Consider the following 12188-nt stretch of genomic DNA (forward strand, 5'->3'; position numbering starts at 1 on the left):
TTCTCTCTATTGGGAGCTTGCCGGACCGGGTCGCCTCCTACCGGATCGCGATCGACCAGTCTCCCGCGGTCTCCAGCGAGACGGCGAGCGATTGCCGCTCCTCGTCGTAGGACCAGGAGAGGACGGTTGCGTCCCCGGCCGCCGCGATGTCCGCCGGCTTCGTCCGCAGGTGGCGGATCTCCGCCTGCAGCCGCTCCGGCGCCGAAGCGAGCCCGTCGTGCATGCCTTCGCTGCGCAGCGTCCGCGCTTCTTCGTCCCAGACGAACGACCGGAGGCGGTAAGCGCCCAGCTCGTAGGCGTATGTCTTGCCGTCATCTTCGTACAGCCGCAGGCTGCCGCTCTCGCCCGCATAGACGCGCAGCATCAGCGGAGCCTCCGCGGTGTCGGCCTCGCCCGCGTCGCCGGCGTGCTGGCGCAGCGGCTGCTCCGGCACGATTGCACCTGCGCGCACGTAGATCGGAAGCGTCTCGAGCGGCGCCTCCGCCAGCATCTGCCGGCCGCCCTCGTGGCGCTCGCCGGTCCAATAGTCGTACCAGACACCCGCCGGCAGGTAGACGGCTCTTGCCTTCGTGCCGGGACGCAGGATCGGCGCGATCAGCAGATCCGGCCCGAACAGGAATTGGTCGCACAGGTTGTATACCTCCGGGTCGTCCGGATACTCGAGCAGCAGCGGCCGAACGATCGGCAGGCCGGAAGCCGATGCCTCGTGGAACAGCGAGTAAAGCAGCGGCATGAGACGATAACGCAGGCCGATATAGGTTCGGCAGACGTCCTCCACCCGTTCCCCGAACAGCCAAGGCTCCTGGCGGATCGTATCGATGGCGCTGTGGTTCCGGCAGAACGGGATGAAAGCGCCCATCTGCGTCCAGCGGGCCAGCAGCTCGCCCGACGTATGGTGCGAGAAGCCCCCGATGTCCGGACCGGCAAAGGCGATGCCGGACAAGCCGAGATTGAGCACCATCGGGATGCTCATCGCCATGTGCTCCCAATAGCTGCGGTTGTCGCCGGTCCATACGGTCGCGTAGCGTTGGATGCCCGTATAGCCGGCGCGGGTCAGCACGAAAGGCCGCTCGCCGCCGAGTCCTCGCTTAAGCCCTTCCTGCGTCGCCTTCGACATCAGCATGCCGTACAGGTTGTGCCACGCCTCGTGCGTCTTCGGGTCGCCGTTGTTGCCGTGGACGACGTCGGGATCCATCGTCTTCGCGTCGTTGAACACCGAAGGCTCGTTCATGTCGTTCCAGATGCCTTTGATGCCGTGATCGATATAGTGGACGTGCTTGTCTCCCCACCACCGCGCCGCCTGGTCGTCCGTGAAGTCGGGGAAGGCGCTCGGTCCCGGCCATACCGGTCCGATGAAGATCTCGCCCTCGAGCTTGCGGCAGAAATAGCCGTTCGCGACGCCTTCCTGGTAGATCGGAAAGGTCGGGTCGCGCTTGACGCCGGGGTCGACGATCGGCACGAGGTGAAAGCCGAGCTCCGTCAGTTCCGCCATCATCTCCTTCGGCCGCGGAAAGCGGTTCGGGTCCCAAGTGAACACCCGGTATTCGTCCATGTAGTGGATGTCCAGGTACAGGACGTCGCAGGGGATGCCTTTGCGCCGGAACGTGCGGGCGACCTCAAGCACTTCGTCCTGGCTCATATAGCTGTAGCGGGACTGCTGGTAGCCGATCGCCCACTTCGGCGGCAGCGGCGTCTTGCCCGTCAAGTCCGTCAGCCGGGAGACGACGTCCTTCAGCGTCGGACCTCCCAGGACGTACAGATCCAGCTCGCCCTTCTCCGCCGCAATCAAGTACCGGTCGCCATGGGTGCGCATGTCGAACGAGGTCCGACCGGGATTGTCCAGCAGGACGCCATACGCGGGACGTCCGTACCGGAAGTGGATGGACCACGGAATGGACTGGTAAAGCGCGTCGATATCGGGTACGTGCGGCGCGTACACGTCGCTGTTCCACATGTCGTAGCGCTCTCCCTTTTTGTCCAGGAAGCCCGTCTTCTCGCCCAATCCGTAGAAATGCGACTCGTCCGTCATGGCCAGCGCGATCGACGCGGCCCTCTTCTCGTTCCACGTGATGCCCTTCTCCTCCAGGACGAGCTCGCCTTCCGCGTCGTACACCTTCAACGCGAATTCGTCCTTCGCCACGACGGCGCGCAAGGCGCCCGTCCGCAGCTCGTATGTCCCCTCGTCCTCCCGCAACTCTGCGCCGGCGCCATCGAACGTCTCGCGCAAAATCGCGGGCGTCGTGCGGGGATCCGGCTCGCCCTCGCCGATCTTCAGCTTGATTCGGAGCGTCCGCGAGCCGACGAATGCGACCAGCACGCTCGCGTATTCCCCGCGAAACAGCATGGCTCCGTCACCCTGCCGTTCCGCGCGCACGACGCGGCCGATTCGATAAATCGAGGAAAGAGCAGCATCCGACCCTTGCTGGTCGGGATGAATTGCTTCGCTTGTCAACATGATGAAAGGCCACCTCTGCATTCGATGATGACCTAATCATACAAAGGCCGTCGGACGATAACGATTCGCAGCCCTACGCATCCTATGTGCAGTTTTACGGAGTTCGCGGCTTCTCCTTCTTCGGGTCCGTCGATTGTCGAAACCGCTTCGATCGGTCGCCTCGATCGGATGTCCTAACCGATGCGCAACGCAAAAAAACCGGCCTCGAAGCGTTGTTCGCTTCGGGGCCGGTTGGCGTCGGAACGTCGATTATTGAACCTTGATGGAGTCGTAGAACTTCGTTTGCACCGTTTTGGCGGCGGCATCCAGCTGCGCTTTCGCGTCGGTGCCCTTTTTGGAGAACACTTCTTGAACGACATTCGTCATCGTAGCGTAGTAGTCTTGCGTGTTGAACTGCGCTTCCGGCTTGCCGTCCAGCAGCGCGACCGCGTTGGCGTCGTACTGATAGACGTTGTCGTACTTCGCGAAGAGCGCCTTCGCTTTTTGGCCGTACTCGGAATCGTCTTTGTAGTAGTTCAGCATTTGCGGCACGTAGAACTTGCCGTCCTTCTTCCGCGCTTGGATGTTCGTCTCGAGGGACTCGAGACCCTTGTCGGAGAAGTAGTCGAAGGTCGCATAGTAGAATGCGATCGCTTGCTCGTCTTTGGTGGCGTTCGGGTTGACGACGAGGAAGTCGCCGCCCAGGATGCCCGCGTGCTTGCCGCCTTTTTCGGCTGCCGGCATCGGATAGATCAGGACGTCTTCCGGCTTCATGCCGCCTTGGTTGATCGCTTGGTCCGCGAGGTCGCTAGGTCCGGCGATCGCCATGGCCGTGCGTCCTTGCGCGAAGGCGCCGACTGCGTCGCCCCAGCCGAGCGCCCAGTCTTGCGGGATCGCGTTGGCTTCCCATTTCAGCTTTTGGTAGAATTCCATCGCTTTGACGCCGGCATCGGAATTGAACGTTGCCGTCACTTTGCCGTCCGCGACGCTCTGAATGTCGCCGCCCGCTTCGAACAGGAAGTTGGTCCAGTTCCAGCCGGCTTCGTTGCCCTTGCCCATCGGCGCGATGCCGGAGATGCCTTTGCCCGGGTCGGCGACGCCTTTGGCCGTGTTCAGCATGTCGTCCCACGTCCAGTCGTAAGCCGGCGGCGTGATGCTTTTGGCTTCGAGCATCTTCTTGTTGACGCCGGTCGCCGTGATGTAGCCTTGCTGCGCGATGCCGTACACTTTGCCGTCGAGGATGAACTGATCCTGCAGCAGCGGATTCATCTGATCTTTGAATTCGTAGTTGTTGAACAGTTCGGTGATGTCGGCCGCCCAGCCTTTTTCCGCCAGGAATTTGCCTTCGGTGGCGTACGTGTTGAACAGCGTCGGCGCTTCGTTCGCGCCCATCTTCATGCCGATTTCGTTCGGGTTGTACTGCCAGTCGCTCTTGACGATCGTCACGTTCGGGAACTTCTCGTTGAAGCGCTTGATCTTGTCGTCCTCGAGCGCCCGCAGCTCGGGCTTGTCGGGCGTCGGATAGTAGATGCTGATCGTGACCTTCTTGGAGGTCAGATCGTCCGCCGATGGAGATGCCGGCGTGCTCGCTTCCGGAGAGGAAGCCGAGGGAGAAGCGGGGGAGTTGCTTGGAGATGCGTTGCCGCCATCGTTATTTTTGCCGCCGCATGCCGTGAGTACCAAGCTGAGCGCCATGATACCGGATGCTACTGTTGTCATCTTACGCATGGATTTTCCCCTTCTCGTTTCATGTATTTGGTTACAGGATCATCATAATGGAGCCGTTTACATCGGACGATGTGTATTCCTATTCCGATTGTGTGCAACTTTACGATGTCCGCCGAACGGTCCGTTCGGCGAACCGGCGATCAGCCTTTGATGCTGCCGACGTTCAACCCGCGCACGATAAACCGCTGGAAGATCAGGAAGACGACGATCGGCGGGAGCATGACCATCGTCAGAATGGCGAACCGGATATTCGTCTCCAGCCGCCGCGCGTCGATGACGAGGCGCTTGATGGCGGTTGCGAGCGGATAGTGGTCGCCGCTCATGACGAGCGAAGGCCAGAACCATTCGTTCCATGCCGTGGAAAAGACGAAGATGGCGAGCGTTGCGAAGATGGGCACCGACAGCGGGAACGCGAGCTGGAAGAAGCAGCGCAGCTCGGAGGCGCCGTCGACCCGGAACGACTCGAACAGCTCCTGGTTGATCCCGTCGAAGAAGCTCTTCAGCAGCAGCAGGTAGAACGCGTTGGCCGCCGCCGGCAGCCAGAACGCCCAGTAGGTGTTGATCATGCCGAGATCCTTCAGGTTGATGAAGTTCGGGATGATATACGTCGTCGGCGGGATGAACAGCGTCGACAGGAAGAAGTAGTATACGCCCTTGCGCATCGGCCACTCCAGCTTGGACAGGCTGAAGGAGGCGAGGCCCGACAGGACGACCGTGACGACCATGCTCCCGGCGAAAATAAGCAGCGTATTTTTGAGATACTTCACCAGATCGATATACGCCCAGCCCTTTTTGTAGTTGTCGAAATGCCATTCCTGCGGCAGGAAATGCGGCGGGAACGTATTGACCTCTACGTTGGACTTCACCCCGTTGAAGAAGGCGACGGCGATCGGATAGAGCATGGAGACGACCATGACGGCGATCATCAGCACCATCAGGATGTAGACGATTCGGTTGACCGGCTTCTTCAGATCGTAGGCGGAGATGATGCCGCGTTCCGCGGTTTTCATGCTGCGTTCCCTCCCCTGCCCGAGATGCGGTGCTGAATGACGGCGAGTACGCCCAGCACCAGGAACATGAGCACGCCAAGCGCCGAAGCGACGCCGTAGTTAAAGTTGTTGAAGGCGTTGCGCACGATGTACAGCGCGTACGTCAACGTGGTGTTGTTCGGTCCGCCGTCCAGCATCGCGAACTGGGATTGGAAGCCTTGGGAAGTTCCGATCAGCTGCAGCATGAACAGCAGCGCGATCTGATTGCGGATGGACGGCAGCGTGACGTGCCAGATGCGGCTCCAGACGCCCGCTCCGTCGATCTCGGCCGCCTCGTACCAGTCCCGCGGAATGCTCATGATGGCGGCGAGATAGATCAGCAGCGCCGACCCGAACTGCTGCCACGTCTCCATGATGACGATGGAAATCATCGACCAGCGCGTATCCGTCATGAAATTGATCGGCGTAATGCCGAGCCAGCTGAGCGTGGCGTTAAACGGTCCGACCGGATCGTACAGCCATCTCCACAGACCGTATAGGACGACGACCGGCACGACATAGGGCAAATAGGCCGCGATCCGCGCAAAGCCCTGAAACCGCTTGAGCTCCGAAATCGAGATCGCGAACAGGATCGGCACCCAGAACCCGATGACGATACAGAGGCCCATATAATATAACGTGTTCTTAACGGCCTTCCAGACGTCGGGGTCTTTGAAAATATACTTGTAGTTGTCGACGCCGACGTAGCTGTTGCCTTTGACGAAGTCGACATGGTAAAAGCTGAAGACGATCCCCTTGACGATCGGCATCCAGAGGAAGACGAGAAAGATCGCGACGGAAGGAAGCACGAATGCGTATCCCCAGAAGTATCTTCTCCATCTCCCCCTCGCCCGCGACGGCTCCGCGGCGAGCGGGCGTGCGGAAACGGTCGTTTGATTCATACGGTCTCCCTCATTCCTTTTCTATCGGTCCATTTCCATTGTAGGAAAAGGCGGAAGACGTGAACATGTGCGTATCTATGGGGATCGTGAGCGATATTACGGTGCGCGTCCTCCCCGCAGCCGGCTGCCCTATTTCTTCAGCTCGCTGGGGCTTACGCCGTAGTATTTCTTGAATATTTTGCTAAAATGTTCCGGCGATTCGTAGCCGACGCGCTCCGCGATTTCGTACCGGCGGAGATCGGTCTGCTGAAGAAGGCGCTTGCTCTCCTCCATTCGCAGCTTGATGACGTACTCCCACAGATTGAAGCCCGTGTTCTTTTTGAACAGATAGCTCAAATAGTTGGGGCTGACGTGGTTGCGCTGGGCGACCTCGTGGAGGGTCAGTCCCTTCTGCGCGTAGTTCGTCTGGATATACTCCATCGCCTTGTCGACGATCTGGTTGTTCTGCTCGGTCAACTCCTCCTCCGTCGGCTCCGCGCCGAACAGATTCCACTTGAAGTCGCCGTAGTAGAAGACGAAATGGTCCTTGTGCTCCCGGTTCCAAAGGATCGCCTTTCGGGCCTGCTCGTTCAGCGCGGGCAAAAAGCCGGCCCCCTTCAAAATCTGGCTGATGCCGACCACGCAGGGCAAGTCCAAATACTTGTTGATATTGTGATGAAGGCTGCGGCCGATCATCTCGAGCTGGTTGATCTTGTCGACGCTCGAGTCGCCGTAGGCTGCCTCGTCCCACTCGACGAGGATGCTGATTTCCCGGCCGGGAGAATAGAACGCGGTATGGTTCCATTCCTTGCCGAGCAGCTCGCTGACGATATTGAGCGCCGCGTACCGCATCAGCTCCTCGTCGCCCGCCTGCAAGCGTCTGCTCGCCGATGCGGAATCTAAGTCCAGTTTCACCTTGATCAGCGCGAAGTAGGGACCATGGAGCCCGAGCGCCGCGAGCTCCGACGCCTCCGGCTCCGGACTTTCGCCTTCGGCTCCGAGAAGACGATTCAGCCGCTCCATCTTCTGCGGCTTCGGCGCCTCCATCTGGAAGTGCTCCCGCAGTTGGGACATGTATTCGTCCTCGGCAGGGATCGGCTTATCCATATGAAGCAGCACGTTGCGCACCGAGTCGAGGAATTGTTCGCTCTTGAGCGGCTTGATCAGGTAATCCTTCGCCCCGAGCCGGATGGCGAGCTGCGCGTACTGGAACGTCTCGTGTGCGGAAATGATGATCGCCTGCACCCAGGGCTTGATGATTTTGGCCTGGTGCATCAGCTCGATGCCGTTCATGGCGCCCATCTGGATATCGGTCACGAGCAGGTCGATGTCTTCGATCCGGAGGTAGTCCAGCGCCTCGTGGCCGCTGTGCGCGGTAAAGATCTGGCCGATATTGAGGCCCGACGTCTGAAGCAGATTGGCGAGCCCGCGGCAGATAAGCGGTTCGTCGTCGACGATCAGGATGTTGTACATGCTCGTTAATCCTCCTCTGGATCGGTTTGCGCCCGGATCGGAAGCGCGATCGTGACGATCGTGCCGCCGCCTTCCCCCGGCCCGTAATGTAGGCCGTAGGAGGGGCCGAAATGCAGCTGGATGCGCTGGTGGACGTTGCGGATGCCATAGCCCGTTTTCGGCTGTTCTTGGTCAGCCGACAAGGTGCGAACGATCGCCTCGTAGTCCACTTCCTTGTAGCCGTTGTCCGCGATCCGGATGACGATGCGGTCCGTTTCGCTGCGGGCGGTCACGGCGATCTCGCCGTCCTCGCCCATGTTCCGGACGCCGTGGATGATCGCGTTCTCGATGAGCGGCTGCAGGGTAATTTTCGGAATGAGATTGTCCAGCGTGTCCTCCGCCAGATCCCACGTCACTTTGAACTCGTACTCGTACCGCTTTTGCTGGAGATTCATATAAGCCTCCGCATGCTCCAGCTCCTCCGAGAGCGGGATAAGCTCCCTGCCTCGGCTCAGCGCGATGCGCATCAGCGTGGCGAGCTCCTTGATCATCTCCGCCGATTGCGAGTTGCCCTCCAGCGCGCTTTTCCAGTAGATGCTCTCCAGCGTGTTGTACAGCAGGTGGGGATTGATCTGCTGATAGAGCACCTGCAGCTCGATCTCCTTTTGCTTGATCTCCATCAAATAGCGGTCTTCGATGAGCGAGTTCATGCGCCTCGCCATCCCGTGCACCGCATGGATCAGTACGCCGACCTCGTCGTTGCGTCCGTTCTCCACGCGGTCCGGCACTTTTTTGCCCGGCTCGTAAGCGCGGGTAAACACGGCCAGACGCTGCATCGGCGTGAGCAGCGACCGCCAGAAATACGCCATGACGGCGAGCCCGAACAGGAAGTAAACGGCGGAGATCAGTTGGATGACCTGCTTGAGCTCGCTCGACTGCTGAAGCATCGACCGGATCGGGATTTTATATATGAGCTTCTGCTGGGACGCATAGTGATAGTGCTCGACGTAGATATAGCTCGAATCGATGACGTCCACGGTGCCTTCGGGGTCGTCCCCGGTGACCAGATTGGCCGGCAGCTCCAGCGTGTTGCCGATTTTGGAGGTCGAAGAGGCGAGCACGCGGTTGTCGTAGTCGGTCAGATAGATCTCGCCTTCGTCCGGCAGGGAGACGGGCTGCAGCGACTGTTCGATCTTCTTGTTCATGTTCGTGGCGACCAGGACGCCGATCGTTTTGTTGCCCTGCACCGTGCTGTTGACCGCGCGGATGTAGCCGAGCGTATTTTTGACGGAAGCGGAGCTGAGCTCCTTCACCAGCTTCAGGTAGCCTCTGCCCTTGAGCTCGGTCGCTTCGTCGATCCATTCGGGCTTCGTCTCGTCCGAGTAGAAGAAGACGCCGCCGTTTTTGTACTTGGACTGCGGGATCGGGGCGAACGGATACTGGCCGTCCGGGTCGTAGATGTAGAGGTAGTAATATACCGCTTCGCCGCCCGTCATCCCGAGCGAATAGTTATTCAGCAGCCGGTCGGCCGCTTGGTACTGCTTGACCCGGTCGAACGTCTCGTCCGGGTCGTCCGGGAGGTCGAACGGCTCTACCTGATGCTGCAGGCTCTGCGTCACCGGATTTTGGATGATCGTCGTCATGATCCGGCTGATCGTATCGATATCTCGGGCAATGAGCGAGAAATTCTGCTTGTTCAGCTCCGCGTATGCGTTCGTCACATGACGTTTGAGAATTTCTTCGGCTCTCGTATTGGCGTACCAGTTCAGCAAAATGACCGGGCTGACCAGCACGAAAAACAATAGGATGAGTTGGTGCTTGACGCGCATGCGGGTCAGCGGGTTGGTCATTTTGATCTTCAAGGCGAGCCCCTCCGGCGTCATGGGCATGATGAACAAGGTAAGCGCTTGCGTCGCGGTCCGACCGGACCGGCGCGCCCGCTAGCAACCGTGCCATTAGTATTAGGGAAGCGCGGCGGTCCCGCCAGCGCCGATCGCAAACATCGTACAATCACGCCTAAAATGCGTGGATACGCACACCTTTAGGCATATTGTCGCCCTCCTATTCTATCACCATCGCCGCTTTCGTGGTTAGACAAACTGTGTACGCGTATCCCTTGATGGGGGACGAAAAAATGCTCCTACTACGCCACCAAAGCCGCGCCTCTCTCGCTAGTTGGAGCAAAATGCTCCTACGATGCCTCCGATGCAGCGCTCACCGCGCCAGTTGAAGCAAAACGCTCGTAAGCCCAAAAAAGTAGCCTCTCTTCAATGTCAAATAAGCCCCCGACAGGGGGGCTTATTCGGATCGGGGCGGTGAGGGCGAAGTGGGTACACATCGGGATCAGATGACACTTATACGCCCATGTGCAGTAAAATCTTCCGTACATCCGGGGCAAACGACGCTTGAACGCCCATGTGCAGTAAAATTCTCCGCACATCCGGGCCAAACGATGTTTGAACGCCCATGAGCAGTAAAATCTTCCGCACATCCGGGTCAGACGACGCTTGAACGCCCATGAGCAGTAAAATCTTCCACACATCCGGGCCAAACGACGCTTGAACGCCCATGTGCAGTAAAATTCTCCGCACATCCGGGCCAAACGACGCTTGAACGCCCATGAGCAGTAAAATCTTCCGCACATCTGGGCCAAACGATGCTTGAACGCCCATGAGCAGTAAAATGTTCCGCACATCCGGGTTAGACGACGCTTGAACGCCCATGAGCAGTAAAATTCTCCGTACATCCGGATAGTCGATGCTTGAACGCCCATGAGCAGTAAAATCTTCCGTACATCCGGGCCAAACGACGCTTGAACGCCCATGAGCAGTAAAATTCTCCGTACATCCGGATCAGTCGATGCTTGAACGCCCATGAGCAGTAAAATGTTCCGCACATCCGGGCCAAACGACGCTTGAACGCCCATGTGCAGTAAAATCTTCCGCACATCCGGGCCAAACGACGCTTGAACGCCCATGTGCAGTAAAATCTTCCGCACATCCGGGCCAAACGACGCTGGATCGTCCATCTACGTCCCGCTCCCGCGCCGGTTGATCGGCGGCCAGGGCGCTTAGCGATCTCCGAAAATTTGCCGGAGATGATGCTTCAGATGATCGACGTAATCTTCGAAGAGCCATCCCAGCGCAACGATCGTCCCGTCCGGTAGCCGGCAAGGACGCGCCAACTGATCGTTGCTCAGACCTTGGACGACGCGGACGACCGAGCCGTTCAAGGCGCTCCACAACGCCAGGACTTCTTCGACGCTTGCCGCTTCGCCGTACCGCTGGACGGCCACCCAAGCCTCCTGGTCGTAAGGCTCGATCGGCAGCGGACCCGGCGCCAGCGATGCGCCTTTTACGAAGCGCGCCAAGTTGTTGACGGCCGAATCGCACAGGTGGCCGAGGATTTGCAGCCGGGACCATTTGCCCGGCGCGCGGGGCTGCGTCGCCTCCTCCGCGGTCAGCGCGCGAAAATCCTCGGGCACGCTTCGCAGCAAGCTATCCAATGGAGCGGTCGTTTCAAGCGACATGCGCTCGCCTCCTTCGGTCATTGTTCGTAACCGGCGCAGCGTACGATCGCGCTCAGCTTCGCGCGCCCAGCACGTGCTCTGCGTACCAATCCCAGTCCGCGCCGACATGTTCGGGGCGATGCGTATCCGAGCCGTACACGAGCTCGACACCCGCTTCGCGGCATGCGCGGATGAGCGCGTCCGGCACGTAGCTCTCGCCGCAGGTCGCCACGCGGAAGCCCGCTACGTTCACGTCGACGCCTACGCCCGCTTCGCGCAGCTTCGGAACGAGCGCGAGGAGCCGCGCTTCGACCTGCGCGTCGTCGATCGGCGGCAGCGCGCGCTGGAACTTGCGGATGAGGTTCGGGTGTCCGATCCGCTTGCGCATCGGGAGCGTGGAAGCCCAGGCGATGGCGTGTTCCACATGGTCGAAGTAGGTGTCGATAATGTTCGTCATCGAGCCATACTTCTCCAGGAACGCATCTTGGAAATCGTCGGGCGTGAAGTCGATGCAGCGCATGCCGCCCCGTCCGGGGAGGTAGTGAACCGATACCACGACGTCCTCCAGCTTATCCAGCCAAGGCGCGAGAATCCGGTTGGAGTAGGCCTCGTTGCCGTGCAGATAGTCCATCTCCAGCCCGAGCGTCACCTCGATCCGATCGGCGTAGCGCGCCTTCATTTCCGTAATATAGGCAAAGTAGTCCGGCAGCTCCGGCTCGGGCATCGCAAGCTCGGCCATCAGCTTCGGATTGTCGATCCACCCGGCCGGGAGCGGCGGATGCTCGCTGATCGTGTAGCGCTCGAACCCGAGCGCGATCGCGCGTTCCAAATATTCCGGCGTCTCCGCCTTGTTGCCGTGGTAGCAGAATTTCGTGTGCGTATGACCGTCCCATTTCAGCGTCATCGAGCTTGCCTCCACTCTGCCAGATCTTTGATGCGAAATTGCGGCAGTTTCTTTTCCCCACATTGTAACACCTCCGCCGGGCAGTGGCGACGTTTCCACGCGAAAAAGTAGCGGCTCCGGCTAGGGGCCAAGGGGAAAGGAAAAGCGGGGAACGGATTCGTCCGAAACGCGCATGCAGACCGTCTACAATCGAGCAGCCGGGATGATACCAGCGAATGCGCGCATGCAGGCTCCCTGCATTGACATTCCCGGC

General features: G+C 59.7%; 9 protein-coding genes. All 9 read right to left on the minus strand.

The features are described from left to right. Positions 1 to 37: 37 nt before the first annotated feature. A complete protein-coding gene (locus LKX83_RS24055) occupies positions 38 to 2455 on the minus strand; it encodes a glycoside hydrolase family 31 protein (RefSeq protein WP_227885379.1) in 2418 nt (805 codons plus the stop codon). 249 nt (positions 2456 to 2704) lie between these two features. After that, positions 2705 to 4162: an ABC transporter substrate-binding protein gene (locus LKX83_RS24060; RefSeq protein ID WP_227885380.1), complete on the minus strand. Its 1458-nt coding sequence runs from the start codon at positions 4160 to 4162 to the stop codon at positions 2705 to 2707. A 140-nt stretch (positions 4163 to 4302) separates the two neighbouring features. Beyond that, a complete protein-coding gene (locus LKX83_RS24065; RefSeq protein ID WP_227885381.1) occupies positions 4303 to 5172 on the minus strand; it encodes a carbohydrate ABC transporter permease in 870 nt (289 codons plus the stop codon). Then, positions 5169 to 6092, minus strand: coding sequence for a carbohydrate ABC transporter permease (locus LKX83_RS24070; protein WP_227885382.1), 924 nt, complete (start codon positions 6090 to 6092; stop codon positions 5169 to 5171). The genes LKX83_RS24065 and LKX83_RS24070 overlap by 4 nt, the downstream gene beginning before the upstream one ends. Before the next feature lie 129 nt (positions 6093 to 6221). Next, positions 6222 to 7544, minus strand: a complete 1323-nt coding sequence (locus LKX83_RS24075; protein ID WP_227885383.1) for a response regulator — start codon at positions 7542 to 7544, stop codon at positions 6222 to 6224. A gap of 5 nt (positions 7545 to 7549) precedes the next feature. Further along, positions 7550 to 9385: a cache domain-containing sensor histidine kinase gene (locus LKX83_RS24080; protein ID WP_227885384.1), complete on the minus strand. Its 1836-nt coding sequence runs from the start codon at positions 9383 to 9385 to the stop codon at positions 7550 to 7552. 492 nt (positions 9386 to 9877) lie between these two features. Further along, positions 9878 to 10246, minus strand: a complete 369-nt coding sequence (locus LKX83_RS24085; protein WP_227885385.1) for a hypothetical protein — start codon at positions 10244 to 10246, stop codon at positions 9878 to 9880. Positions 10247 to 10593: 347 nt separating this feature from the next. Next, the gene (locus LKX83_RS24090) at positions 10594 to 11052 is read right to left on the minus strand and encodes a DinB family protein (protein ID WP_227885386.1); all 459 of its coding nucleotides are present in this window, start codon (positions 11050 to 11052) and stop codon (positions 10594 to 10596) included. Positions 11053 to 11104: 52 nt separating this feature from the next. Further along, positions 11105 to 11935: a histidinol-phosphatase HisJ gene (gene hisJ / locus LKX83_RS24095; protein WP_227885387.1), complete on the minus strand. Its 831-nt coding sequence runs from the start codon at positions 11933 to 11935 to the stop codon at positions 11105 to 11107. Positions 11936 to 12188 lie beyond the last annotated feature (253 nt).

It is taken from the genome of Cohnella baijiui (assembly GCF_020731285.1).
Taxonomy (GTDB): Bacteria; Bacillota; Bacilli; order Paenibacillales; family Paenibacillaceae; genus Cohnella.

Coding starts and splice junctions, on each gene's coding strand:
- LKX83_RS24055 (WP_227885379.1), bottom strand. CDS start 2,455: ATGTTGACAAGCGAAGCAATTCATCCCGACCAGCAAGGGTCGGATGCT.
- LKX83_RS24060 (WP_227885380.1), bottom strand. CDS start 4,162: ATGCGTAAGATGACAACAGTAGCATCCGGTATCATGGCGCTCAGCTTG.
- LKX83_RS24065 (WP_227885381.1), bottom strand. CDS start 5,172: ATGAAAACCGCGGAACGCGGCATCATCTCCGCCTACGATCTGAAGAAG.
- LKX83_RS24070 (WP_227885382.1), bottom strand. CDS start 6,092: ATGAATCAAACGACCGTTTCCGCACGCCCGCTCGCCGCGGAGCCGTCG.
- LKX83_RS24075 (WP_227885383.1), bottom strand. CDS start 7,544: ATGTACAACATCCTGATCGTCGACGACGAACCGCTTATCTGCCGCGGG.
- LKX83_RS24085 (WP_227885385.1), bottom strand. CDS start 10,246: ATGGGCGTTCAAGCGTCGTCTAACCCGGATGTGCGGAACATTTTACTG.
- LKX83_RS24090 (WP_227885386.1), bottom strand. CDS start 11,052: ATGTCGCTTGAAACGACCGCTCCATTGGATAGCTTGCTGCGAAGCGTG.
- hisJ (WP_227885387.1), bottom strand. CDS start 11,935: ATGACGCTGAAATGGGACGGTCATACGCACACGAAATTCTGCTACCAC.